Source organism: Tropicibacter oceani (assembly GCF_029958925.1).
GTDB lineage: Bacteria > Pseudomonadota > Alphaproteobacteria > Rhodobacterales > Rhodobacteraceae > Pacificoceanicola > Pacificoceanicola oceani.
Genome location: NZ_CP124616.1, coordinates 2,355,770 through 2,380,416, shown reverse-complemented (window position 1 = coordinate 2,380,416; position 24,647 = coordinate 2,355,770). Strand labels below are relative to the sequence as shown.

The following is a 24,647-nucleotide window of genomic DNA, read 5'->3' as shown; positions in this document are numbered from 1 at the left end:
GGTCAGCCTTTCATCACGTTGACGTCTTCCACGGCGATGGTGCCGCGGTTCCGGAAGAAACAGACAAGGATCGCAAGGCCGATCGCGGCCTCGGCGGCGGCGACGGTCAGCACGAACAGCGTAAAGACCTGCCCCACCAGATCGCCCAGATGGGTCGAAAAGGCGACAAGGTTGATGTTCACCGCCAAGAGCATGAGTTCGATGCTCATCAGCAGGATGATCACGTTCTTGCGGTTCAGGAAAAGCCCGAAAATACCGATGACGAACAGCACAGCGGCCACCGTCAGGTAATGTTCCAATCCGATCATCTCACGTCCCTCCGGGTCTTGCCCGATTATCGTCTTGCCATTCAGCTGCCCGGGTGTCCCCGGACCTTGCCCCGGTGTGCCCCGGGGCGCCTTGTTCATTCAGGGCGCACGCGCCGCAGTTTCAGCCGCGTCAGGCCGCTTTCGATCCGCACGATCACCGCCACCGGCATCCGTGCCGCCACCTTGCGCACCACCCATGCCCCCAACAGGAGCTTTAGTGTCCAGAACCCCGCATAAAGCGCCAACCCGGTTGGCGAAAACAGCAGATCCCACATTTGGTTTACAGCCCCTGCCCCGGCTTCACGTCCTTGAGTTCCATCTGCTTGGCCGGATCGCGCAGGATCTGGCTGACGATGTCCTGCCGCTTGACGTTGTCGCGGTGGCGCAGGGTCAGAACGATGGCGCCCATCATGGCGACCAGCAGGATCAGACCGGCCAGCTGGAACAGCAGGAAGTAGTCATCATACAGGATCATCCCCAGCGCCTGGGTGTTGTGCATGTCGCTCGGGGTCGGCTGGGCCAACTGGCCGGCGGCCAATTCGCTGGCTTCCCATGCGCCAAAGGCCATGGCCAGCTGCATCAGGATCACCAGGCCGATCAACAGGGCCAGCGGCATGTAGCGCGCCATCTCGGCCTTCAGCTCGGCAAAGTCGATGTCCAGCATCATCACGACGAAAAGGAACAGCACCGCCACCGCGCCGACGTAAACGATGATCAGCAGCATGGCGACGAATTCCGCCCCCATCAGAACGAACATCCCCGCCGACGACAGGAAGGCCAGGATCAGCCAAAGCACCGAATGCACCGGGTTGCGGCTGACGACCGTGAACAGGCCCCCCGCAATGGCGCCAAGTGCAAAAAGGTAGAAGGCAAAGACGATCATGTCTCGTTATCCTTTCGATCTGCCATCACGGCGCGGGCCATTTCCATGGCGCGGGTCATGGCGGGAATACCGGCGAACATCGACATCTGGGCGATGGTCTCGGCGATCTCTTCTTCGTTGGCGCCCGCTTCCAGAGCGTGGCGCACGGTCATGCGAAACGGCGTTTCCGCCTGCGCGCCCTGCATGGTCAGACCGGCGATGGTCAGCAGCAGGCGGGTCTTGGCGTCCAGCCCGTCCTTGGACAAACCCTTGCCGAACCACATTTCCATGGCGTCCTTGGGCATCGTCGGCCAAAGGTTTTCAAACCCCTTGGGATCGAACGACGACATGGCCGGGTTGAAGGCCTTCGCCATCTCCTGCGCCTGCTCCATCATCAGTTCGAACGGGGTTTTCTGGTCGCTCATGTCGGTCTCCTGCGGGTGAATGGAATTTTCGGCGAAAATTCCATTCAGCGGTAAGGCGCGTCCATTTCAAGGTTGCGGGCAATCTCGGCCTCCCAGCGTTCGCCGTTCGACAGGAGTTTTTCCTTGTCATAGAACAGCTCTTCGCGGGTTTCGGTCGAGAATTCAAAGTTCGGACCTTCGACAATCGCATCCACCGGGCAGGCCTCCTGGCAGAAGCCGCAGTAGATGCATTTGGTCATGTCGATGTCATAGCGCGTGGTGCGGCGGCTGCCGTCCTCGCGGGGCTCTGCGTCGATGGTGATCGCCTGCGCCGGGCAAATCGCCTCGCACAGCTTGCAGGCGATGCAGCGTTCTTCGCCATTGGGATAGCGGCGCAGCGCGTGTTCACCGCGGAAACGGGGCGACAAAGGCCCCTTTTCATGCGGATAGTTCAGCGTGGCCTTGGGCGCAAAGAAGTATTTCAGCCCCAGCTGGAACCCCTTGATGAAGTCGAACAGCAGGAAATACTTGGCGGCGCGGCCGTAGTCGATGCTTGCCATTGGTCTTACCCTCCTGTGGTCCAGCGCGCATAGGCGCCGAAGAACCAGCCGAATTTTGCGGCGAACGAAACAAAGACCACCCAGACCAGGCTGAACGGAAGGAAGACCTTCCAACCCAGGCGCATCAGCTGGTCATAGCGGTAGCGCGGGGTGATCGCCTTCACCATCGCGAAGATGAAGAAGAAGAAGGCCATCTTGGCGACCATCCACAGAACGCCATCCGGCAGGCCCGGGATCGGCGACAGCCAGCCGCCAAAGAACAGCAGCGAGGTCAGCGCGCACATCAGGAAGATGGCGATGTATTCACCGGCCATGAACAGCAGGAAAGGCGTTGCCGAATATTCCACCTGATAGCCCGCCACCAGTTCCGATTCCGCCTCGGGAAGGTCGAAGGGCGGGCGGTTGGTTTCGGCCAGCGCCGAGATGAAGAACAGGAAGACCATCGGGAAGTGCGGCAACCAGTACCAGCTGAAGAAGCCGAACCGGCCATCCTGCGCCTGGACGATTTCACCAAAGTTCATCGAGCCGGACGAAATGATCACACCGACGATGATCAAGCCGATCGAGACTTCGTAGGAAATCATCTGAGCGGCAGAGCGCAAGCTGCCCAGGAAGGGATACTTGGAGTTCGACGCCCAGCCGCCCATGATCACGCCGTAAACCTCGAGCGAGGACATGGCGAAGACGTAAAGGATCGCGACGTTGATGTTCGAGATCACCCAACCATCGTTGAAGGGGATCACCGCCCAGACGATCACCGCCAGGACAAAGGACGTCATCGGCGCCAGCATAAAGACCGGACGGTCCGCACCGGCGGGAATGACCACCTCTTTGACGACATATTTCAGCGCGTCGGCCACGGATTGCAGGATGCCATAGACACCCACCACGTTGGGCCCCCGGCGCATCTGCACCGCGGCCCAGATCTTGCGGTCCCCGTAGACGAGAAACAGCAGCGAGACCATCACGAAGCCCAAGACCGCAAGGCATTGGGCAAAGATGATCACGAATATGCCCAGAGGCGTGGTAAAGAAGTCGGCCATCAGATCCTCACACCATCGGTATTCCGTTTTCGGCACAGGCCAGCGCCACAACTTCTGCGTCGATGGTCTTGAGCCCGCGGGGCAGCGCCGCCGAGATGGTGTAAACCGCATCTCCGCGCCAGAGGCCACCCTCTTCGTATACATTTGTGCGCAAATGACGCGCAAATCCGTAACCCCGGATCAGCGCGTATTGCGCGGCTGCGCATTCAGCATAGTCCTCGACGTCCGCCGCATCGCGGGCGCCGCGCATTTCAACATCGAACTGCACCAGATCTCCGTCCAGCAGGCTGGTTTCGATGCCCTCGTAGACGGGGGCAAAGGCGCGCTGGCTTTCGGCCGGGGTACAGGCCGAAAGGCCACTGGCCAGGGCCAGCGCGCTCAGGGTTATGATCGCCCCGGTTTTCAAGATCACTCCGCCGCGATCGGGGCCTCGGCCCGTGCCTTGGCGCCCTTGGACAGTTCGGCCATCAGCTCGGACGCCCGGGCGATCGGGTTGGTCAGGTAGAAATCCTTGATCGCGTACCGGAAATCGGCGTTGCCCAAGGTGCCGGCAGGCTCGGCCTGCCAGGCGTTTTCCACGACCTCGTCGATCTGCGCCAGATGCGGAACCTCTGCCACCAGGGCCTGACGCAGCTGCGCCAGAGAGTCCCACGGCAGGGTTGCACCCACTTCTGCGGACAAGGCCCGCAGGATGGCCCAGTTTTCCTTGGCCTCGCCGGGGGCAAAGCCCGCGCGCAGCGCCAGTTGCGGACGCCCTTCGGTGTTCACGAACAGGCCCTGTTCTTCGGTATAGGCGGCGCCCGGCAGGATCACGTCGGCGCGGTGCGCCCCGCGGTCGCCGTGCGAGCCCTGATAGATCACAAAAGCGCCTTGCCCAATCTCGATCTCGTCCGCGCCAAGGTTGTAGATCACGTCGGCGGCGCTCACCGCCTCCATGCCCTTGTCGTTCACCGCGTTCACGTCCAGCGCACCCACGCGGGCGGCAGCGGTGTGCAGCACCAGCATGCGGCCCGAAATCGCCATGGCAGCGGCCAGAACGGCAGCGCCATCCGCTTCGGTCAGGGCACCCTGCCCGACGATCACGATGGCATTTTCGCCTGCCTTGACCTTGGCCAATGCATCGCGGCCCGTGCCCAACTCGGTCACGTCATAGGTCAGATCGACCGGCGTACCGATACGCGCGACCTTGGCGCCGCGCGCCCAGGCCCGGCGGATACGGGCGTTCAACACCGGCGATTCGTCGCGCGGGTTGGAACCGACCAGAATGATCTCATCAGCGGCGTCGATATCCTCGATGGCGACGTTGCCGACATAAGCCGACCGGTTGCCCGCAGGCAGCCGAGCGCCGTCGGTGCGCGATTCGACAACACCGCCCTGCCCTTCGATCATCTGCTTGAGGCTATAGATCGCCTCGACCGGGGCCAGATCGCCGACCACACCGGCCAGCGCCTTGGCGCCGTTGATCGCATCCGCCGCCTTGGCCAGGGCCTCGCCCCAGCTTGCCGGACGCAGCTTGCCGTTCTCGCGAACGTAAGGACGATCCAGCCGCTGACGGCGCAGCCCGTCCCAGACAAAGCGCGTCTTGTCGGAAATCCATTCCTCGTTCACGCCGTCATGGTTGCGCGGCAGGAACCGCATCACTTCACGGCCCTTGGTATCGACCCGGATGTTGCTGCCAAGCGCATCCATCACGTCGATGGATTCGGTCTTGGTCAACTCCCAGGGGCGGGCGGTAAAGGAATAGGGCTTTGAGGTCAGCGCGCCCACCGGACACAGGTCGATGATGTTGCCCTGCAGGTTCGAATCAAGCGTCTGGTTCAGGTACGAGGTGATCTCGCTGTCTTCGCCGCGGCCGGTCTGGCCCATCTGGGTGATGCCGGCGACCTCGGTGGTAAAGCGCACGCAGCGGGTGCAGGAAATGCAGCGCGTCATGGTCGTGGCGACCAGCGGACCAAGGTCCAGGTCATCCACCGCACGCTTGGCTTCGGTGAAACGCGAATTCGACAGGCCATAGGCCATCGCCTGATCCTGAAGGTCGCATTCGCCGCCCTGGTCGCAGATCGGGCAATCCAGCGGGTGGTTGATGAGCAGGAACTCCATCACCCCCTCGCGGGCCTTCTTGACCATGGGAGAGTTGGTTTTCACCACGGGCGGTTGCCCTTCCGGCCCCGGGCGCAGGTCCTTGACCTGCATGGCGCAGCTGGCGGCGGGTTTTGGCGGTCCGCCAACAACCTCGACCAGGCACATCCGGCAGTTGCCCGCGATGGACAGCCGTTCGTGGTAACAAAAACGGGGTACTTCAATCCCGGCCTCTTCGCAGGCCTGGATAAGGGTCATAGCCCCGTCCACTTCCACCTGAGTGCCGTCGATGATGATCTTGCGCAAATCGGACATGCCCGAGCCCTTCAGTTGCCATGGCAGGCACAGCCCACATCAGCACTTGCGGCTAAGGGGCCGTGGTCGGGCGGGTTCTAGCGCGGCTGGCGCCGAGACGCCAGCAGTTATACTCCATAAAGCCGAGAAAAATCGCCGCGCTTCCGGGGTGTTACATGCACATGAATGAATGTGTGATCACGTAGCCACCCCGGTTCGGGCGTTTCAGTGCAGCAACACGCCAATCGCGGTGGATTTCGCGATTTGCTGCTTGCCAAAGGCGCACAGCGCCTTGGTGTCCTTGGCATTCACGCCCTGCGCCGCCAGAAAGGCCGTGGCCTTTTCGCGCATCCGGGCCTTTTCCGCCTTCGAGGTCACATAGTCCTCGATCTCGTCATCGGTATAGCCAAGCGCCTGCGCCCGGGACTTGAGCGCATTGATCGTGGCCAGCGCCTTGATCATGCGGGCACCGATGTCATCACAGCGGTTGCGGATTTCATCGGCGATGGCGATGGCCATCAGGCCGTTGTCGATCTCGTCCACCTGGGACAGGGGCGTCTTGGCAGCCAGCGGACCGGCCAGCAAAAGGGTCGTCACGGTCACAGTAGCCGCAAGTCGGGGAATCAGGCGCATCTAGCCGCCTCCTTGTTACGAAACATTGCCCCAGATGTGCGAAAGGGGCCGCCGTTATGCAATAGCAGCCCCTTCAAACCCTTGGATATCCGGGATTTTCAGCGAAACCCCGCCAACCGTCACTCTTGGCAGGTGCCCATGAAGGTCAGCGTGTCATTCTCGATCACCAGCGCCTCGCGCGGGGTGTCGGGGCCCACGTCCCAGGCGATGTCCGAGGTGCCGTAATACTTGATGCAGTGCTGCACGCCCTCGTAGCGGGCCGCTTCGATCGCCCCGTCAAAAGAGGCCGAGACCGGCCGGACCGAGGCCACGAAATGCGACCGGTCGCTGCGGTCGGCCTTGGCGCTGCCGGAATAGCGCTGCCCGTCAAAGAATTCGGTTCCCTTGCCAATGCCAAAGCGATCCCCCAGCCCGCTGCCGCAGGCCGACAGGGTCAGAACCAGACTTCCCAGAATCACAATGCGCATCATCAGCTTTTCCCCGGCTCAACCCTTTGATTTGGCGCAGTCTCGCCATTGGGGCGGCAATGGTCAAGCCGAGTTGCGCAACGCGCCCCGCACGCGGCCTATCCGCAAGGGCGCACCACGTGCCAATGGCCATCGGCAACCCAGTCCGGGGTGCTTTGCGCCGATTGCCCAGCCGCGGGCAGAACGGTGCGCGGCCATTCGGGATGCTCAGAGCACAGGAACGTCGCGACCTGAAGGCTGTGCCCCTTGGTCGATTGGGTCATCGGCGTGCCATCCGCCCGGCCAATGCGCAGGATCGGCGCGCGCGCCTCGCCCGGGACCAGCACTTCGGACAGGGCGTCCTCGGTGGCGTGCGGCACCATCGGCTGGCCGGTGGCGGTGTAGTCGTACAGATAGCGCACGCCGTCCAGTTCCACCGCCGTCTGACCGAAGGTGGCCACCGACATCGGGCTTTGTTCCTGTTCCGCGATCCGGCCCTTGGTGTTGAACACGCCCAGTTGCATCTGGCCACAGCCGGCAAGGGCCAGACCCATCGCCACAGTCATGAATACCTTGCGGGCCGAACCGGCCCCGAAAACTTGTGTCATACGACCCCCTATCGGCTCAATATCCGGGTCCCGCGCGGCGCCGCGCAGGATTACAAAGGGCAGTCTAACACAGATTTCACGAAAATTGTCGCATTTCGGGAAACAAGCCGTTGAACGCCCGATGCGCGCCCGCGCCGTCGCAAAGAAAAAGGGCGCAGCCTTACGCCGCGCCCCCTTCCCTGTCTGTCAGGCGGCCACGCGCCGCGCCGTGGATCACTCGGCCGCGACGGCGCTGATCTTGCCCGATTTCTGCGCCTTGATGCGATCCTCGATCTCGTCGCGGAAGTTGCGGATCAGGCCCTGGATCGGCCAGGCCGCGGCGTCGCCAAGCGCGCAGATGGTGTGGCCTTCGACCTGCTTGGTCACGTCCCACAGCATGTCGATTTCTTCCTCGTCCGCCTGGCCTTTGACCAGACGGTCCATGACGCGCATCATCCAGCCGGTGCCCTCGCGGCAGGGCGTGCACTGGCCGCAGCTTTCGTGCTTGTAGAACTTGGACAGACGCCAGATCGCCTTGATGATGTCGGTCGACTGATCCATCACGATCACCGCCGCCGTGCCAAGGCCCGAGCCAAGATCGCCGCGCAGGTAATCGAAATCCATGATCGCGTCGCGCATCTTTTCGCCGCGCACACAAGGCACGGACGATCCGCCGGGGATCACCGCCTTGAGGTTGTCCCAACCGCCGCGAATGCCGCCGCAATGCTTTTCGATCAACTCTTCAAAGCTGATCGACATCGCCTCTTCGACGACGCAGGGGTTGTTGACGTGGCCGCTGATGGCGAACAGCTTGGTGCCCGCGTTGTTGGGGCGACCAAAGCCCGCGAACCATTCCGGCCCGCGACGCAGGATGGTCGGCACAACGGCGATGGATTCGACGTTGTTCACCGTGGTCGGGCAGCCATACAGGCCCGATCCCGCCGGGAACGGCGGCTTCATCCGGGGCATGCCCTTCTTGCCTTCGAGCGATTCCAGCAGCGCGGTTTCCTCGCCGCAGATATAGGCGCCCGCGCCGTGGTGCAGGTACAGGTCGAAATCCCAGCCGGATTTCGCGGCGTTCTTGCCCAGCAGACCGGCGTCATAAGCCTCGTCAATCGCGGCCTGCAGCGCTTCTTTCTCGCGGATGTATTCGCCGCGAATGTAGATATAGCAGGCATGGGCCTGCATCGCGAACGACGCGATCAGCGCCCCTTCGATCAGCGTATGCGGATCGTGGCGCATGATTTCGCGGTCCTTGCAGGTGCCCGGCTCGGATTCGTCGGCGTTGATCACCAGGTAGGACGGGCGACCATCGCTTTCCTTGGGCATGAAGGACCATTTCAGACCGGTCGGGAAACCCGCGCCGCCGCGGCCGCGCAGGCCGCTGGCCTTCATCTGGTCGATGATCCAGTCGCGCCCGTTCTGGATGATCTTGGCCGTGCCATCCCAATGGCCGCGCTTTTTGGCGCCGTCCAGGGTGCGGTCGTGCATCCCGTAGATGTTGGTAAAGATGCGGTCCTGATCCTGCAGCATGCTCTTAGTCCTGTTTCTGCTGGCGCGCGCGCCAGAGTCCGTAAATCATCCAGATCGCCCATCCGAAGGCGGCAACCGCCACCAGGTCGAACAGGGCCAAAGTCCTCGGGGTCCAGCCCAGAGCGGCGCCAAGCGCGTTGACGGCGACCCAGGCCACACCGGTTCCGGCAATCACCAGCGCAATCTTGCGCCCGGTTTTCTCAAGATCCGGTTTGCCCACGGTCATCGCCCCTGTCCGTTACCCCTTGGCAGCGGTTTTGTCCACGCCATCGGCACGCGCGGCGGTGGTTTTCGCACCGGCAGGCGTGGCGGCGGCGGCTGTCTTGGCAGCGGCCTGGGGTTTGGCTGCAGCGCCTGCCGCTTTTGCTGCCTTCCGCTTGGCCGCCCGCCTGGACGTCTTGGCCTTCGGAGCGGGTTTTGCGGTCTCGGCTTTGGCTTGCGGCGCAGCGGGTGTCGGCTTGGCCGCAGGCTCGGGCTTGGCAACCGGAGCGGGCTTGGCAACCGGAGCCGGTTTGGCAACCTCAACCTTGGCTCGCGGCGCAGCGGGCGCTGCTTTGGCCGCCGGCTCGGCCTTGGCCGCCGGGGCAGGCTTGGCAATCGAAGCGGGCTTGGCAGCCTCGACCTTGGTTTGCGGCGCAGCGGGTGTCGCCTTGGCCGCAGGCTCGGGCTTGGCAACCGGAGCGGGCTTTGCAGCCTCGACCTTGGCTTGCGGTGCAGCGGGTGTCGGCTTGGCCGCCGAAGCGGGCTTTGCCACGGCTTCGTTGCGCAGCCCCTGTGCCACGCTCAGCGGCAGTTCAAGCGCGGCCTGGGTGACCATGCAATTCCATTCGATCAGCGTTTTGGCCTGATGGCCCCACAGGGCGATCATCGGGGTGAAATCCGCCATCGGCAAACCGGAGGTCATTCTGGTCACGTCATATTCCTTTACAATCACACTTGGGCAGTCCCGTCACACGGCCGTCCCCTGCCCCGGGGCCTTGCCGGGCCTCGCATGGGCCGGATCGCCACGCAAGACCCGTTGTCGTCGCAGGCTTAGTAAACCTTGCCGCCTTCGACCCGCTTCGAGAACTCGGTCTCGCCGCCGGCCGCCAGCACCTTGGCCTGGCCAACCCAGTCGTCACGCGTCGCGCGGCCACGGAACCCGGCCAGGTTCGAATCGACCCAAGCCAGCTCGTCACTGGTCCAGGCGGCGATCTGGTCAAAGTGATAGACCCCAAGGCTGTTGCACAGCTTTTCAAGTTTGGGACCGATCCCCTTGATTTCCTTGAGGTTGTCCGCCCCGCCCGCGCGCGGACCGGTCAGCATTTCGGGCTTGGAGCCCTCGTTCACGCCTTCGATCTTGCCATCTCCGTCGCGGTCGACATTGTCCTGATCCGCGCCCGAGGGGGCCGGATCTGTTGCCTTGGCCGCTTTGGCCTTGGGTTTGTCGGCCTTGGTTTTGTCGACTTTCGCCTTGGGTTTGGATTTCGCGGCAGGCTTGGCCTTGGCGGGCTTGGCGTCGGCCGCAGCTTCACCCTCGTATTTCCAGCTGCCCTTGCGTGTGGCCAGCTCCTCTTGCCCGGCAAGAGGTTTGGAGGCGGTAATGACCGATGCGCTGGCCTCTGCCGTGGCGACGTCCCGGGCCTCAGAGGCAGCCGCCTCATCGTCTGCGGCGCTGTCCTTGGCGCCTTCCGCGCTGTCCTCGGCCTTGGCCGCGTCGGCGGCGGGCTTGGTCACTGGCTCGGGTTTCGGAGTTGCGGCAGCGGCGGCGCTGGACGCAGCTGCGGAACCGCTGGCAACCGCCCCGGATGCAGAACCTGCACCGGACCGCGCAACCGCCGCCGATGCGGCAGGCGCAGCGCCGGACCCGGCGGATCTGGACTGGCCTTCGCCCAGCTTTGCCACCGGGGCGCAGAACAGCCAGGTGAACAACAGGCCCAGCCCCCCAAGGGTCAAAAGCCCCAGAACTAGCGCCGGAAACAGCCCCTTGTCAGCCGTCAGGATCAAGACGAACAGCCCCAGTATGGCCGCCGTCCCCCAGCACTTCATCGCGCAGGTTCCACCAGTGTTGTCACTCATCCGATCACTCCCTATCCCGTATCATGGGCGTCTATTCGTAGACGTCCCCTTTCTTGACACGGTTAGAAAACTCGGTTTCTGCGCCCGATGCCAGCGTTTTTGCCTGGGAAACCCAGGCGTCACGCGTCACGCGGCCCTTGAAGCCTTCGAGATTGGCATCCACCCAGGCCACTTCCTCGTCGCTCCAGGCGGCGATCTGGTCAAAGTGGTAAAAGCCAAGACGGTTGCACAGCTTTTCAAGTTTCGGGCCTATGCCCTTGATCTGCTTGAGATCATCGGCCTTGCCGCCGCGTGCTTCTGCCAGCGCTTCGGGCTTGCGGCCCGGGCTTTGGGCACCTTCAGCCGCCGCTGCGGCCGGGGCCTGTGCGACTTTGGTCGCGGCATCGGCATCGGCGCCGGTTTTGCCCGCCGGCTTGGCCTTGGAACTGGCCGCGGCCTCGCGTTTGTCGATCCCGGTGGCATCCGCCGGGCGCGTTGCCGACGGCTTGGGCTGCTCGGCGGGTTCACCCGTCGTGCTGGTCGCCGAGGCATTGCCCCAGGGCGCGCGCAGCGGCACTTCGTTGCCGTCAATGCGCTTGACCGTATCGCCGATCTCGTCTGCCAACTGGGCGCTGGCGTTCAGCTTGATCGAGGCATTGACGTATTCCGTCAACGAGGTGATCCCGCCCTTGGGTTCCGCCGCAAAGCGTCCGTTCTGCGGGCCGACCTGCGGCACCTCGCCCTTGGCCAGCGCGTCCAGCAGGGCGCGCAGCTTGTCGGCGGTCAGATCCTCGTAATAATCCTTGCCGATCTGGGCCATCGGCGCGTTGGTGCAGGCACCAAGGCATTCGACCTCTTCCCAGGAAAACTTGCCATCGGCGGACAGCGCATGCGGCTTGGCGGCGATCTTTTCGCGGCAGACGGCGATCAGGTCCTCGGCGCCGCAGATCATGCAGGACGTGGTGCCGCAGATCTGGATATGCGCAACGGACCCAACCGGTTGCAGCTGGAACATGAAGTAGAACGACGCCACCTCGAGCACCCGCATGTAGGGCATCCCCAGCATGTCGGCGACGTTTTCGATCGCCGGGCGGGTCAGCCAGCCCTCTTGTTCCTGGGCGCGCCACAGCAGCGGGATCACCGCGCTGGCCTGGCGGCCGGCCGGATACTTGGTGATCTGGGCCTCGGCCCAGGCCAGGTTGTCCGGGGTAAAGGCAAAGGAGTCAGGTTGTTCTTTGTGCAAACGGCGCAGCATCGGGCACGTTCTCCGAAAGTTGCGCGCCGCCCTGATGGCGGCGCGGGATCATTAAGTCTCAGGCCTGGGCCGGGGTTTCCGCCTTGGGCGCGCAGGCCCCGACGATCGAGCGTACGCCGCCGCTGGGCAGGGACACGGCCTCTTCGAGGGTGACCTTGTACTGGGCGACCTGGATCAGCTTTTCGCGGGTCATCCCGGTCTGAAGCTCGACCGGCAGATAGTCGGTTTCCGTGTTCAATTCGCATCCGATCGACGCCACCGCCTGATCAAAGGCGGCCAGGTCCTCGGGGGTGACACCCTCGGGCGGGACACAGGCCGCGATCAGCGACAGCGCGGCAAAGGCGGCAAACATCTTTTTCATTACGGATCCCTCGTAGTCACTTGGTCCCTGGGGCACCGCTGCCAGGGCATTGCCCGGGCAGACCGGTGTCGTCATGGCCGAACGGGGCCTGATGGCCCCGCCCCTTATCTGTCGATTTCTCCGAACACCACGTCCATCGTGCCGATGATCGCGGCCACGTCGGCCAGCTGGTGCCCCTTGGACACGTGGTCCATCGCCTGCAGGTGCAGGAAGCCGGGCGCGCGCAGCTTGGCGCGGTAGGGTTTGTTCGACCCGTCCGACACCAGATAGACGCCGAATTCGCCCTTGGGCGCCTCGACCGCGGCGTAAATCTCGCCTTCGGGGACGTGGAAACCCTCGGTATACAGTTTGAAGTGGTGGATGAGCGCCTCCATCGAGGTCTTCATCTCGCCGCGTTTCGGCGGGGTCAGCTTGCCCCGGGCCAGAACGTCGCCCTGCCCGTCCGGCGCACGCAGCTTGGCGATGGCCTGGTGGATGATGTGCACCGACTGGCGCATTTCTTCCATCCGGCACAGGTAGCGGTCATAGCAATCGCCGTTCTTGCCGACGGGGATCTGGAATTCGAATTCGTCATAGCATTCATAGGGTTGCGCGCGGCGCAAATCCCATGCCAGGCCACTGCCCCGCACCATGACGCCCGAGAAACCCCAGTCGTTGATTTCCTCTTCGGTGATCACACCGATATCGCAGTTGCGCTGCTTGAAGATGCGGTTTTCCGTCAGCAGGCCGTCGATGTCCTCGAGCACGCGGGGGAATTCATTCGCCCATGTCTCGATATCGTCGATCAGCGCCGGCGGCAGGTCCTGATGAACACCGCCGGGGCGGAAATAGGCCGCGTGCAGACGTGCGCCGCAGGCCCGTTCGTAGAACACCATCAGCTTTTCGCGTTCCTCAAAGCCCCAGAGCGGCGGCGTCAGCGCGCCGACGTCCATGGCCTGCGTGGTCACGTTCAGCAGGTGGTTCAGCACCCGGCCGATTTCGCAGAACAGCACGCGGATCAGGCTGCCGCGACGCGGCACCACGGTGCCGGTCAGCTTTTCGATGGCCAGACACCAGGCGTGTTCCTGGTTCATCGGCGCCACGTAATCCAGCCGGTCGAAATACGGCAGGTTCTGCAGGTAAGTCCGGCTCTCCATGAGCTTTTCCGTACCGCGGTGCAGCAACCCGATATGCGGGTCAGCGCGTTCGACGATCTCGCCGTCCAGCTCAAGCACCATGCGCAACACGCCGTGCGCGGCGGGGTGCTGGGGCCCGAAGTTGATGTTGAAATTGCGGATCTTCTGCTCGCCCGTCAGGGCGTCATCGAAACCTTTGGAGCCGTCCATCATTTGGCCTCCGTCTTTTCATCACCGGGCAGGATGTAGTTTGCACCCTCCCAGGGAGACATGAAATCGAACTGGCGGTATTCCTGAACCAGCGAAACCGGCTCATAAACAACCCGCTTCTGCTCTTCGTCGTACCGCACTTCGGTATAGCCCGTGGTCGGGAAATCCTTGCGCAGCGGGTGGCCGCGGAAACCGTAGTCGGTCAGGATGCGGCGCAGGTCCGGGTGGCCGGAAAAGATCACGCCGAACATGTCAAAGACTTCGCGCTCGAACCAGTTGGCCGACGGATGCACCGAGGTGATCGAAGGCACCATTTCATCCTCGCGGATCGACACCCGCAGGCGCACGCGCTGATTCTGGTACATCGACAGGAAGTGATAGACCACGTCGAACCGCTTGGGGCGCTCGGGGTGATCGACCCCCGTGATGTCCACCAGGCTGGTGAACTTGCAGGTGGAATCGGTCTTGAGAAACTCGACCAGGCCACGGATGTTCGCGGGCGCCACGTCGATGGTCAGCTCACCATGGGTGACGGCCCAGCCCAGCACGCAATCGGGGCGTTTCAGCTCGATATGGGTTCCGAGTTCGTTCATCGTACCAGCGTCCCCGTTCTGCGGATCTTTTTCTGCAAGGCCATGATGCCGTACAGCAGCGCCTCGGCCGTGGGCGGGCAGCCCGGCACATAGACGTCGACCGGCACGATGCGGTCGCAGCCGCGCACGACGCTGTAGGAATAGTGGTAGTAGCCCCCGCCATTGGCGCAGGACCCCATCGAGATCACATAGCGCGGCTCAGGCATCTGGTCATAGACCTTGCGCAGCGCCGGGGCCATCTTGTTGGTCAGCGTGCCGGCCACGATCATCAGGTCGGATTGACGCGGAGAGGCGCGCGGCGCGGTGCCAAAGCGTTCCATGTCATAGCGCGGCATGGCGGTGTGCATCATTTCCACCGCGCAGCAGGCCAGACCAAAGGTCATCCAGTGCAGCGATCCGGTGCGCGCCCAGTTGATGATGTCCTCGGTCGAGGTCAGCAGGAAACCCTTGTCCTGCAGCTCGCGGTTCAGTTCCTGCGTGGCGACCTCGCGGTCGGGACCAGCAGTGTTGACCCCTGTCATCACTCCCATTCCAGCGCCCCCTTCTTCCATTCGTAGGCAAAGCCGATGGTCAGCACCCCGAGGAAGACCATCATCGACCAGAAGCCCACCATGCTGATGTCCTTGAAGGCCACGGCCCAGGGAAACAGAAAGGCGATTTCAAGATCGAAGATGATGAAGAGGATCGAGACCAGGTAGAACCGGACATCGAACTTCATCCGGGCGTCGTCAAAGGCGTTGAACCCGCATTCATAGGCCGAAACCTTTTCCGGATCCGGGTTGCGCACGCCAAGGATCATGGCGGCAAGGATCAGGATAATGCCAAGCCCGATGGCAATGGCCAGAAAAACGAGGATGGGAAGGTATTCCCGCAGCATCTCTTCCACGAGGCGGCTCCTTCAGGTTGGCGCGCGGCGCGCACGCGGCTGTTCAGGCCTGACTTATCCCTACCCGCCTGCGGGGTCAACAAGGCTGCGGCAGTTTCAATGGCCTGATAATAAATGCATATTCGCGAATATTTGCGCGTTTTTCCCTTTGCATACAAACGGATACTGTCCAGCGGCGATCTGCGTGCCGGAAAACCCGCGCCCAAGGGTCGCGGCGCGCAGGGTTATGCGCCCCGGGAAACCACCATGACATAGCCTGCCAGCGCCGCCATCACGATGGTGATCGGCCCCCAAAGCGCGCGTTCGCGCCGCGATGGCGTGATCTGGTTCAGCAGCATGGTGACCAGCGCCATGGCCAGCGCCGCCCAGCCCGTACACCTGGGCCAGCCCAGCCCCGGAAAGCCCGCCGCCGACAGGATCGCCAGCGCCTGCGCCAGCAGGACCGGAATCGACAGCGCCGCGATGACGCGGTTGCGCGGTGGCAGACGGCCCTTGTGTTGGCCGCCCTGGGTATAGGCCCCCAGGGGCGCCCCGCCGATCAGCGCGACCTGAAAGAACACGACCGTCAGGCAGGCCGTTGCATACAGATGGGCGATCTGGATCAGCATGGCGACCTCATGTGCACTGCATGAAGCTGCGCCTTGTCTTGCGCCAGGCCGCCTTGGCGCGAAAATCCGGTTTCAGCGGCTTGGCCTGCGGCTGGGTGAACTGCCACAGCCCGTGGCGGATCATGTAGCCCGGATCGTGCAGCGGTGCCTTGACCCCGTTCAGCAGCGCGCAAAGCCGCGCTTCGAACAGCCCGCCCTGCTGGGCGCGCTCAAAGGCCTGTCCAAGGATTGTCCGCTGCTTTTTCGACAATGCCACGTAAAACGCATGGTTCAACGCGCCATTCACCGCCCCCGCACTGGGATCAAGCACCCTTTGGGCGTCGAAATGCATCTGCGCCCCGCCGATGGTCATATAGCCGATGGCATCGTCAAAGCGGCCCTTGCGCACACAGCCCAGGGCGATGGAATACATCGCCACCGGATCCACCCGCCAATCCACGGCCTCGAGGGTCTGGCAGGCCCTGCGCTGCAACCGGATGTCCTGCGCCATGGCGCCCTGGGCCAGGGCGATCAGCAAAAGGCAGGCGGCCAATAGCGGGACCTTCATGGCCGGCTCCTTTCAAGGGGCGCGCAGACGCCATCCGGTCTGCTGGCGGTCACTGTGCCCAAGGGGCGGGCCGTTTGTCCAGAAAGGCGCCGATCCCCTCGCGCGCCTCGTCGGTTTCCCAGCGCGCGGCCAATGCGTCGATGGCCAGGTCGACCTGCGCCTGCGTCACGCCGCCCGCCAGATCGCGGATCAGCCGCTTGGCATCGCGCACGGCGCCGGGGGCGCAACTCAGATAGGGCGCGATTTCCGCCTCGACCGCCGCGTCCAGATCCTCAAACGGCACGGCGCGGCTTAGAAGACCCAGGCGCACCGCCTCATCTGCGCCAAAAACCTTGGCATTCATAAAGACTTCTCGCGCGTTCTTCGCCCCCATCCGGGCCAAAACGTAAGGGCCGATGTTGGCCGGGATCAGCCCCAGCTTGACCTCGGTCAGCGCCATTTTCAGGCTCTCCACCCCGATCGTCACATCACAGACCGACGCAAACCCGACACCGCCGCCAAAGGCATTGCCCTGCAGCCGCCCGATCAAAGGCTGCGGCAGATCGTACAGCGCCCCAAGCGCCGTGGCGATGCGCGCCGATTCGGTGCGGCGCGTGGCGGCATCCATATCGAACTGCGCGCGCATCCAGGCCAGATCGCCGCCCGCGCAGAACGTCTTGCCCTTTGCGGCCAACACGACCACCCGCACGCCGTCTTCCTGCGCCAGCGCTTTCGCCTCGGCTTCCAGCTCCTGCATCATCTGCGCGGACAGCGCGTTGTGCTTGTCCTCGCGCGCCAGCCAGATGGTCGCCACTCCGCGCCCGTCGCGCGTCACCTCGATCAGATCAGCCATCCCGGCCCTCCTGTTGTCCACGCATCGCCCGCGCCATGCCCGCGGCCTTGTCCAGAACCGCGCGGTCCAGCCCCGTGTCATAGCCAAGGGCAACCAGCCGGTCATGCACCGCTTCGGTCGCCACGTTTCCGGCCGCCCCCGGCGCATAAGGACAGCCGCCAAGGCCACCAACGGCAGCATCGAACACCCGAAGGCCCCGCGCCAGCGACACCTCGATATTCTCCAAGGCCCGCCCGCCGGTGTCATGGAAATGCCCCGCCAGCTGCGCGGCGGGCAGCTCCTGCAAGACCGCCGCCAGCATGGCATCGACCGCCTCGGGGCGCCCCCGCCCGATGGTGTCGCCAAGCGAGACTTCGTAGCATCCCATGTCGCGCAGGGCCGCCACCACCCGGGCCACATCCCCCGGCGCCACAACCCCGTCATAGGGGCATTCCACCACGCAAGACACATAGCCGCGCACCGGCAATCCCACAGCCTTCGCAGCGTCTGCCACCGGGCGAAAGCGCTCAAGGCTTTCGGCAATACTCGCGTTGATATTGGCCTTGGAAAACCCCTCCGAGGCTGACCCAAAGATCGCCACCTCGTCGGCCTTGGCGGCAATCGCCCGTTCAAGCCCCGTCATGTTCGGCGTCAGCGCCGCATAGGACACCCCCGGCGCGCGGTTGATCCCCTCCAGAACCGCGCCGCTATCGGCCATCTGCGGCACCCACTTGGGGCTGACGAAACTGGCGCATTCGATCCGCGCAAACCCCGCAAGGCTCAAACAATCGACCAGCGCGATCTTGTCCGCCGTCGGGATCTGCCGCGCTTCGTTCTGAAGCCCGTCCCGCGGTCCCACCTCGAAAATCTCGACCCGCTGCGCCATCACGCCCCCTGCTTCTTCTTGGTCCAAATACTCATTTCAACCCTGATCCCGGGCGTCCGGCACCGGATAGAACTCCTGCGCATAAAACCGCTGCGGCCCCTCGCGCTCGACTGCACGCTGATAGGCCGGGCGCGCCTCGATCCGGTCTTTATAGGCCCGAAGACGCGGAAAATCGTCCATCTTCACATAGTAAGGCGCGGCGAACAGGTTGAATCCCATCATGATATCTGCCGAGGAAAAGCCCGACGGCAACAACCACTCGCCCTGCAACCGCGCCTCCATCCCCGCCAGGGTCCCCTTCAGCCGCGCCGCCATCAGCTTGCACAGCACCGGGTCCGGCTTTGCGGGCGGGCGCAGGAACAGATGCATCAGGTTCAGCGTCTCGATCAGGCTGGCCTGGGTTTCGGAAAAGTGGATCCATTGCAGATAGGCGGGCCGCTCCGCATCCCCCGGCGCGCGGCCCAGCTCCGGCGCATGGCTTTCGGTCAGGTATTCCACGATCGCGCCGCTTTCGGCCATCTCCAGCCCGTCCATCTCGATCGCCGGGATGCGCACGGCGGGCGACAATCGCGGCAGATCCCCCTCTCGCATTTCCTTGCTGCCAATGCGGTGCTCGACAATCTCGAGCCCGCCAAACCGGTCGACCCCGATTTCCTCCAGCAGCCAAAGCACCCGGAACGACCGCCCGTATTGCACGTGATGCAGTCTGATCATGCCTCTTCCTCCTCAAGCCGGATCAGCGGCGCGCCCGCCTCGACCTGATCACCGTCTTTCACCAGAACCTCGGCCACGGTGCCATCCAGCCCAGCCACCAGCGTATGCTCCATCTTCATTGCCTCAAGCACCGCCAGACGATCCCCCGCCTGCACCACCTGCCCCGCATGGACATGAACCGACACCACCCGCCCCGGCATCGGCGCAAGGGTCAGCCCGTCACCGCCCGCCGCCTCGGCGGCGCGCTCCAAGGGGTCAACAACATCAAAACCGATGCCATAGCTGGCAAAGACCGTCACCCGCCCCCCGGCACAATGCGCCTGCGCCGCCGGCTGGTCATCGAACCACCAGCGCCCGCCGCGATGGACAGCCTGAACAACGGCCCCCGGCACGGCAATCTCGGCCCGTCCGGGACCCATGATACGCAGCACACACGGCATATCCTCGCCCCGGTGCAACACAACCGTCCGCTCCAAAGGCTGCCACAGGGTGAACCCGCGATCCCATGCGCCCGGGGTCTCAAGCCCCGCAGCCCACAAGGCCGCCTGCGCCAAGACCGCAGACGTCACCACAGGCGCCTCTGTCAACCCCGCAAGATCACGCCCGATCAACCCGGTATCGACCTCACCTGCGGCAAACCCCTTGTGCCCCGCCAAGGCCCCCAGAAAGGCAAGGTTGGTCACGGTTCCGGCCACCTGCGTGCCCGCCAGCCCGCGCGCCAGTTTCTGCAAGGCAACCGCCCGCGTCGGGCCATGCACGATCAGCTTGGCGATCATCGGATCGTAAAACGGGCTGATGCTGTCGCCCGAACGGACACCGCTGTCGGCCCGCACGTCCGCAGGAAAGCCCAGATGCGCCAGCCGCCCGGTGGCGGGCAGAAAGCCCGCCGGGACATCCTCGGCATATAGCCGCGCCTCAAAGGCATGGCCGGTGATGCTCAGATCCTCTTGCGCGCAGGGCAAGGATTCGCCCGCCGCCACCCGGATCTGCCATTCCACCAGATCGACACCGGTGATCGCCTCGGTCACCGGGTGTTCCACCTGCAGGCGGGTGTTCATCTCCATGAACCAGAACCCATCGGCGCGCAGCCCGTTTGATCCGTCGACAATGAATTCGACCGTCCCCGCGCCCTTGTAGCCGATCGCCTCGGCAGCGCGCACGGCGGCGGCGCCCATGGCGGCGCGCATGTCTTCGGTCATGCCCGGCGCGGGGGCCTCTTCGATGACCTTCTGGTGACGGCGCTGCAGCGAACAATCGCGTTCGAACAGATGCACCGCGCGGGTTCCATCACCAAAAACCTGCACCTCGATATGACGCGGCTGGGTGACGTATTTCTCGATCAACACGGCGTCATTGCCAAAGGATGTGCGCGCCTCGGCCTTGGCGCGCTCCAACCCATCGACGAAACCCTCGGGGCGTTCGACCAAGCGCATGCCCTTGCCGCCGCCACCCGCCACGGCCTTGATCAGCACGGGATAACCGATCTTTGAGGCCTCAAGCTCAAGATGCCCGGGGTCCTGATCGGCGCCGTGATAGCCCGGCACCACCGGCACGCCGGCCTGCTCCATCAGCGCCTTGGCGGCATCCTTGAGGCCCATCTTGCGGATCGCATCCGCCGAAGGGCCAATGAACACCAGCCCCGCCGCCGTCACCTGATCGACGAAACCAGGGTTTTCCGACAAAAAGCCATAGCCCGGATGGATCGCCTGCGCACCGGTGGCCAGGGCCGCCGCAATGATGCGATCGCCGCGCAGATAGCTGTCCGCCGGGGCCGGATCGCCGATGCAGACGGCCTCATCCGCCATCTGAACGTGTTTCGACGCGGCATCGGCGGTGGAATGGACCGCAACGCAGCGCAGCCCCATGGCGCGGGCGGTTTCGATAACCCGGCAGGCGATTTCGCCGCGATTGGCGATCAGGATCGTGTCAAACATGGGTCAGACTCCTTGTCTGCTGGCCCGCCGGGGGCTGCCTGCCCCCGGACCCCCGGGGATATTTGGTGCAAATGGAAACGAAAGGCGCGGCGCCCCTGCTTCTTCTTGGCAAAAATACTCAATTCCGACGCCCGCCATGCACGCCTCACATCCGGAACACGCCAAAGCGCGTTTCCTCGATCGGGGCGTTCAGCGCGGCGCGCAGCGACAGGGCCAGCGTGGCGCGGGTCTTGCGCGGGTCGATGATGCCATCGTCCCAAAGCCGGGCGCTGGCATAAAGCGGGTGCGACTGGCGTTCGAACATCTCGATGGTGGGGCGTTTGAATTCGGCCTCTTCCTCGGCGGACCATGTGCCGCCCTGGCGTTCGATCGCGTCGCGTTTGACGGTGGCCAGAACACCGGCTGCCTGCGGGCCGCCCATCACCGAAATGCGGCTGTTGGGCCAGGTCCACAGGAAGCGCGGCTGATAGGCCCGGCCCGCCATGCCATAGTTGCCCGCGCCAAACGAGCCGCCGACCAACAGGGTGATCTTGGGGACATTGGTGCTGGCCACGGCGGTGACCATCTTGGCGCCGTGGCGGGCGATGCCTTCGTTTTCGTATTTGCGGCCGACCATGAAGCCGGTGATGTTTTGCAGGAACACCAGCGGGATGCGGCGCTGGCTGCAAAGTTCAACGAAATGCGCGCCCTTCTGGGCGGCCTCGGAAAACAGCACGCCGTTGTTGGCGACGATGCCGCAGGGCATGCCCTCAACATGGGCAAAGCCGGTCACCAGCGTTTCACCAAAGCGCGCCTTGAATTCGTCAAAGCACGAGCCGTCGGTGATGCGGGCGATGACCTCGCGGATATCATAGGGGGTGCGCAGATCGCCGGGGACCACGCCAAGGATTTCCTCGGGGTCATAGGCCGGGTCTTCGGCGGCGATGATCGGCAGGTCGGGGCGGTGCGGCGCGCCAAGGCCGCGAACCGCCTGCCGCGCCAGGGCCAGCGCATGGGCGTCGTCTTCGGCCAGGTAGTCGGCCACGCCCGACAGGCGGGTGTGGACATCGCCGCCGCCCAGATCCTCGGCGGTGACGACCTCGCCTGTGGCGGCCTTGACCAGCGGCGGCCCGGCCAGAAAGATCGTACCCTGTTCGCGCACGATGATCGACACATCGGACATGGCGGGCACATAGGCGCCGCCTGCGGTACACGACCCCATGACCACGGCGATCTGGGCAATGCCCTTGGCGCTCATCCTGGCCTGGTTGTAGAAGATGCGGCCAAAGTGATCGCGGTCGGGGAACACCTCATCCTGGTTGGGCAGGTTGGCGCCGCCCGAATCCACCAGGTAGATGCAGGGCAGATGGTTTTCCTCGGCGATCTCCTGCGCGCGCAGGTGTTTCTTGACCGACAGCGGGTAATAGGTGCCGCCCTTCACGGTGGCGTCGTTGCACACGACCATGACCTGACGGCCCATCACCATGCCGATGCCGGCGATCATGCCCGCCGCCGGCGCCGCGCCGTCATACAGGCCATGCGCCGCCGTCGCGCCGATTTCAAGGAAGGGCGCGCCGGGATCGAGCAGGTTGGCCACCCGTTCGCGCGGCAGCATCTTGCCCCGCGCCACGTGGCGTTCGCGCGACTTTGCCCCGCCGCCTTCGGCGGCCAGTGCCGCCGCCTCGGCGATTTCGCGCAGCGCCTCAAGATGCGCCTCGCGGTTGCTGCGGGCCGTTTCCGACCCGGCGAGATATGACGATGTCAGCCGCATGTGCTGGCTCCTTTTGCGAGATCGGGGGTCATCCCTTGTCCTTTTCTGTCCGCGCCTTGGGGCGCGTGGGGGGCGGCACGCGCGCCCAGCCCGCGGTGATGGCATCGGGCGCTGCGTCCAGATAGCGGGCCAGCTGCCAGGCCGAGACCGCGCTTTTCAACCGGTGGTTGGCTTCGCGGGCCTGGCACCAGGCCGCCATCACAGGCGTATCGCCCTCGCAATCGGGCCCGGCGGAGCGGTCCTGCGCCATGGCGTGCAGCGCGGCATAAAGCGGGGCTTCGCCCTGCCCGGCCACGGTTTGCGGTTCAGGCAACGTGGCGCGCACCTGATCCGACAAGGCGTCCTGCTTTCCCGCCAGCGCGTGCTGGCAGGGCAAGGGCGCGTCCGAGCGATCGCACAGGACAATCCCCACGGTGCCGCAGTATTCGACGCCGCGCACATCACCGATCTCGAAGCTGTCCGCTTCGGGGCCTTCTCGGTGGCGTTGCAGGGCGCGTTCGAACCGGGCGATTTCCATGTCCATGCAGGTGGCGAAATCGGGCAAGTCTTCCTGCGCGGCGACAGGCGCGGCCAGCGCAAGGATAACGGCTGTGATCCGGCCCCTCATGTCGTGCCCTCGGCCGCGGCGCGCGCCTTCAGCGCCTTGCGGATCACCTTGCCCGTCACCGTCATCGGCAAGGCCTCGACAAAGGCGATTTCCCTTGGATAGGAATAGCTTGCAAGACGATCCTTGACCCATGCCTGAAGGTCCTGCGCGCTGGCTTGCGCGCCCGGTTTCAGCACCACATAGGCCTTGACCACCTCGGTGCGCAGCGCGTCCGGTTTGCCGACCACGCCCGCCGTGGCGACGCAAGGATGGGTCAGCAGGCAGTCCTCGATCTCGGCGGGGCCGATGCGGTAGCCGGCGCTGGTGATCACGTCATCCTCGCGCCCGACAAAGCGCAGATAGCCGCCGTCCCAGATGCCGCGATCCCCGGTCAGCATCCAGTCGCCGCAGAACTTTTCGGCGGTCTGTTCGGGGCGGTTCCAATAGCCCAGCATCATCGAGGCCGCGCCGCGCCGCACCGCGATGTCGCCTTCGCCATGGGTCGGCTGGCCGTGATCGTCCAGCACCGCCAGATCAAAGCCCGGAACCGCTTTGCCGATGCAGCCCGGGCGCGGCGGGAACAGCGCGCCGCAGGACGAGGCGACCATGTTGCATTCGGTCTGGCCGTAGAATTCGTTGATCGTGACGCCAAGCGCCTCGCGCGCCCAGGCCAGCATTTCGGCGCCCAAAGGCTCGCCGCCGCTGGCGACGCTGCGCAGGCCGTCGATCCGCGCGTCTTCGGCCCGCAGCATCCGCAGCGCGGTGGGCGGGAAAAACACGTTGCGCACGCCGCCGTCGCGGATGATGCGCAGGCATTCGGGGACGGTGAATTTCGGCAGGCGGGCGGCGACAACCGGCACGCCAAGGCAAAGCCCCGGCATCAGCACATCGAACAGCCCGCCAATCCAGGCCCAGTCCGCCGGAGTCCAAAGCACGTCGCCCTTTTGCCCCAGAAAATCATGGCTGACCTCGACGCCAGGCAAATGCCCGGTCAACACCCGATGCGCGTGCAGCGCGCCCTTGGCGCTGCCGGTGGTGCCGCTGGTATAGATCAGAACGGCGGGGTCCTCGGGGGTGCAATCGACAGGCTCGACAGCCGTGTCCGACAGTGTCAGCGCCTCGGGCAGCAGCGCCTGAACCCCGTCCAGCCCCGCAACCATGGCCGCGCCTTCGTCATCGGTGACGATCACCCGCGCCCCTGCATCCCCGACCCGCGCGGCCAGCGCGTCATGGCGGAACAGCTTGAACAACGGGATGGAAATCGCGCCCAGCTTCCAGATCGCGATATGGGCCGCCGCGCACCAGCCCCCTTGCGAGCGCAGAACGCCAACCCGGTCGCCGCGCGTGATCCCGCGCTGCTGCAAATCCCGGGCAAGCGTGTCGGCCATGCGCCGCAGATCGCCATAGGTCACCTCTGCCCGCCCCTCGGACAGGTCGATGATCGCGGTGCGACCGGGCTGCGCGCTGGCCCAGTCGTCACAGACCTGCGCGGCCATGTTCAAACGCTCGGGACGTGGCCAGCGAAAGCCCGCGCAGAGTGCATCATATGACCCGCCGCGCGTCAGCATCGAGGGCCGTCCGTCGCCGGACGGGCCGGGCGGTGCC

General features: G+C 64.5%; 30 protein-coding genes. All 30 read right to left on the bottom strand.

The features are described 5' to 3' along the window. Positions 1 to 2: 2 nt before the first annotated feature. The 30 genes from nuoK to QF118_RS11380 all read right to left on the bottom strand — a co-directional run bounded on the left by nuoK (position 3) and on the right by QF118_RS11380 (position 24,610). Complete coding sequence (nuoK, locus tag QF118_RS11525) at positions 3 to 308, bottom strand: NADH-quinone oxidoreductase subunit NuoK (protein WP_023849383.1); 306 nt, start codon at positions 306 to 308, stop codon at positions 3 to 5. A gap of 95 nt (positions 309 to 403) precedes the next feature. After that, positions 404 to 583 carry a hypothetical protein gene (locus tag QF118_RS11520; protein WP_282299205.1) on the bottom strand — a complete coding sequence of 60 codons (180 nt, stop codon included), beginning with the start codon at positions 581 to 583 and terminating at the stop codon, positions 404 to 406. A gap of 5 nt (positions 584 to 588) precedes the next feature. Then, positions 589 to 1,191 carry an NADH-quinone oxidoreductase subunit J gene (locus QF118_RS11515; RefSeq protein ID WP_282299204.1) on the bottom strand — a complete coding sequence of 201 codons (603 nt, stop codon included), beginning with the start codon at positions 1,189 to 1,191 and terminating at the stop codon, positions 589 to 591. Further along, a complete protein-coding gene (locus QF118_RS11510) occupies positions 1,188 to 1,595 on the bottom strand; it encodes a carboxymuconolactone decarboxylase family protein (RefSeq protein WP_282299203.1) in 408 nt (135 codons plus the stop codon). The genes QF118_RS11515 and QF118_RS11510 overlap by 4 nt, the downstream gene beginning before the upstream one ends. A 44-nt stretch (positions 1,596 to 1,639) precedes the next feature. After that, the gene (nuoI, locus tag QF118_RS11505) at positions 1,640 to 2,134 is read right to left on the bottom strand and encodes an NADH-quinone oxidoreductase subunit NuoI (protein WP_282299202.1); all 495 of its coding nucleotides are present in this window, start codon (positions 2,132 to 2,134) and stop codon (positions 1,640 to 1,642) included. A 5-nt stretch (positions 2,135 to 2,139) separates the two neighbouring features. Further along, positions 2,140 to 3,177: an NADH-quinone oxidoreductase subunit NuoH gene (gene nuoH / locus QF118_RS11500; protein WP_282299201.1), complete on the bottom strand. Its 1,038-nt coding sequence runs from the start codon at positions 3,175 to 3,177 to the stop codon at positions 2,140 to 2,142. Between the two features lie 7 nt (positions 3,178 to 3,184). Further along, entirely contained in the window at positions 3,185 to 3,583 is a 399-nt protein-coding gene (locus tag QF118_RS11495) for a YNQ4 family lipoprotein (protein WP_282302468.1), read from the bottom strand. 2 nt (positions 3,584 to 3,585) lie between these two features. Next, positions 3,586 to 5,571, bottom strand: a complete 1,986-nt coding sequence (nuoG, locus tag QF118_RS11490; RefSeq protein ID WP_282299200.1) for an NADH-quinone oxidoreductase subunit NuoG — start codon at positions 5,569 to 5,571, stop codon at positions 3,586 to 3,588. Between the two features lie 204 nt (positions 5,572 to 5,775). Further along, a complete protein-coding gene (locus QF118_RS11485) occupies positions 5,776 to 6,183 on the bottom strand; it encodes a DUF5333 domain-containing protein (RefSeq protein WP_282299199.1) in 408 nt (135 codons plus the stop codon). 119 nt (positions 6,184 to 6,302) lie between these two features. After that, complete coding sequence (locus QF118_RS11480; protein ID WP_282299198.1) at positions 6,303 to 6,653, bottom strand: hypothetical protein; 351 nt, start codon at positions 6,651 to 6,653, stop codon at positions 6,303 to 6,305. Between the two features lie 95 nt (positions 6,654 to 6,748). Next, positions 6,749 to 7,237, bottom strand: a complete 489-nt coding sequence (locus QF118_RS11475; RefSeq protein WP_282299197.1) for a hypothetical protein — start codon at positions 7,235 to 7,237, stop codon at positions 6,749 to 6,751. 213 nt (positions 7,238 to 7,450) lie between these two features. Then, a complete protein-coding gene (gene nuoF, locus QF118_RS11470) occupies positions 7,451 to 8,749 on the bottom strand; it encodes an NADH-quinone oxidoreductase subunit NuoF (RefSeq protein ID WP_282299196.1) in 1,299 nt (432 codons plus the stop codon). 4 nt (positions 8,750 to 8,753) lie between these two features. Further along, positions 8,754 to 8,975 carry a DUF5337 domain-containing protein gene (locus tag QF118_RS11465; RefSeq protein ID WP_282299195.1) on the bottom strand — a complete coding sequence of 74 codons (222 nt, stop codon included), beginning with the start codon at positions 8,973 to 8,975 and terminating at the stop codon, positions 8,754 to 8,756. Between the two features lie 12 nt (positions 8,976 to 8,987). Continuing rightward, positions 8,988 to 9,662 carry a hypothetical protein gene (locus tag QF118_RS11460; RefSeq protein ID WP_282299194.1) on the bottom strand — a complete coding sequence of 225 codons (675 nt, stop codon included), beginning with the start codon at positions 9,660 to 9,662 and terminating at the stop codon, positions 8,988 to 8,990. Positions 9,663 to 9,781: 119 nt separating this feature from the next. Then, on the bottom strand, positions 9,782 to 10,807 hold the full coding sequence (locus QF118_RS11455) for a helix-hairpin-helix domain-containing protein (RefSeq protein ID WP_282299193.1): 1,026 nt from the start codon (positions 10,805 to 10,807) through the stop codon (positions 9,782 to 9,784). A 31-nt stretch (positions 10,808 to 10,838) separates the two neighbouring features. Beyond that, entirely contained in the window at positions 10,839 to 12,041 is a 1,203-nt protein-coding gene (locus QF118_RS11450; protein ID WP_282299192.1) for an NADH-quinone oxidoreductase subunit E, read from the bottom strand. 58 nt (positions 12,042 to 12,099) lie between these two features. Next, entirely contained in the window at positions 12,100 to 12,402 is a 303-nt protein-coding gene (locus tag QF118_RS11445) for a hypothetical protein (protein WP_282299191.1), read from the bottom strand. A 104-nt stretch (positions 12,403 to 12,506) separates the two neighbouring features. Beyond that, a complete protein-coding gene (locus tag QF118_RS11440) occupies positions 12,507 to 13,727 on the bottom strand; it encodes an NADH-quinone oxidoreductase subunit D (protein WP_282302467.1) in 1,221 nt (406 codons plus the stop codon). After that, positions 13,727 to 14,320, bottom strand: coding sequence for an NADH-quinone oxidoreductase subunit C (locus tag QF118_RS11435; RefSeq protein WP_282299190.1), 594 nt, complete (start codon positions 14,318 to 14,320; stop codon positions 13,727 to 13,729). The genes QF118_RS11440 and QF118_RS11435 overlap by 1 nt, the downstream gene beginning before the upstream one ends. Then, positions 14,317 to 14,850 carry a NuoB/complex I 20 kDa subunit family protein gene (locus tag QF118_RS11430; RefSeq protein ID WP_282299189.1) on the bottom strand — a complete coding sequence of 178 codons (534 nt, stop codon included), beginning with the start codon at positions 14,848 to 14,850 and terminating at the stop codon, positions 14,317 to 14,319. The genes QF118_RS11435 and QF118_RS11430 overlap by 4 nt, the downstream gene beginning before the upstream one ends. Then, complete coding sequence (locus tag QF118_RS11425; protein WP_282299188.1) at positions 14,841 to 15,206, bottom strand: NADH-quinone oxidoreductase subunit A; 366 nt, start codon at positions 15,204 to 15,206, stop codon at positions 14,841 to 14,843. Before QF118_RS11425 ends, QF118_RS11430 begins: the two co-directional genes overlap by 10 nt. A gap of 224 nt (positions 15,207 to 15,430) precedes the next feature. Beyond that, positions 15,431 to 15,814 carry a hypothetical protein gene (locus tag QF118_RS11420; protein WP_282299187.1) on the bottom strand — a complete coding sequence of 128 codons (384 nt, stop codon included), beginning with the start codon at positions 15,812 to 15,814 and terminating at the stop codon, positions 15,431 to 15,433. Positions 15,815 to 15,821: 7 nt separating this feature from the next. Continuing rightward, the gene (locus tag QF118_RS11415) at positions 15,822 to 16,361 is read right to left on the bottom strand and encodes a hypothetical protein (protein WP_282299186.1); all 540 of its coding nucleotides are present in this window, start codon (positions 16,359 to 16,361) and stop codon (positions 15,822 to 15,824) included. A 49-nt stretch (positions 16,362 to 16,410) separates the two neighbouring features. Next, the gene (locus QF118_RS11410) at positions 16,411 to 17,193 is read right to left on the bottom strand and encodes a crotonase/enoyl-CoA hydratase family protein (RefSeq protein WP_282299185.1); all 783 of its coding nucleotides are present in this window, start codon (positions 17,191 to 17,193) and stop codon (positions 16,411 to 16,413) included. Next, positions 17,186 to 18,058 carry a hydroxymethylglutaryl-CoA lyase gene (locus QF118_RS11405; RefSeq protein WP_282299184.1) on the bottom strand — a complete coding sequence of 291 codons (873 nt, stop codon included), beginning with the start codon at positions 18,056 to 18,058 and terminating at the stop codon, positions 17,186 to 17,188. Before QF118_RS11405 ends, QF118_RS11410 begins: the two co-directional genes overlap by 8 nt. A gap of 36 nt (positions 18,059 to 18,094) precedes the next feature. Next, on the bottom strand, positions 18,095 to 18,772 hold the full coding sequence (locus QF118_RS11400) for a glutathione S-transferase family protein (protein WP_282299183.1): 678 nt from the start codon (positions 18,770 to 18,772) through the stop codon (positions 18,095 to 18,097). Next, entirely contained in the window at positions 18,769 to 20,706 is a 1,938-nt protein-coding gene (locus QF118_RS11395; RefSeq protein ID WP_282299182.1) for an acetyl/propionyl/methylcrotonyl-CoA carboxylase subunit alpha, read from the bottom strand. The genes QF118_RS11400 and QF118_RS11395 overlap by 4 nt, the downstream gene beginning before the upstream one ends. 145 nt (positions 20,707 to 20,851) lie before the next feature. Then, positions 20,852 to 22,456, bottom strand: a complete 1,605-nt coding sequence (locus QF118_RS11390) for a carboxyl transferase domain-containing protein (protein WP_282299181.1) — start codon at positions 22,454 to 22,456, stop codon at positions 20,852 to 20,854. Between the two features lie 28 nt (positions 22,457 to 22,484). Next, on the bottom strand, positions 22,485 to 23,063 hold the full coding sequence (locus QF118_RS11385) for a hypothetical protein (protein WP_282299180.1): 579 nt from the start codon (positions 23,061 to 23,063) through the stop codon (positions 22,485 to 22,487). After that, complete coding sequence (locus tag QF118_RS11380; protein ID WP_282302466.1) at positions 23,060 to 24,610, bottom strand: AMP-binding protein; 1,551 nt, start codon at positions 24,608 to 24,610, stop codon at positions 23,060 to 23,062. The genes QF118_RS11385 and QF118_RS11380 overlap by 4 nt, the downstream gene beginning before the upstream one ends. Positions 24,611 to 24,647: the final 37 nt, after the last annotated feature.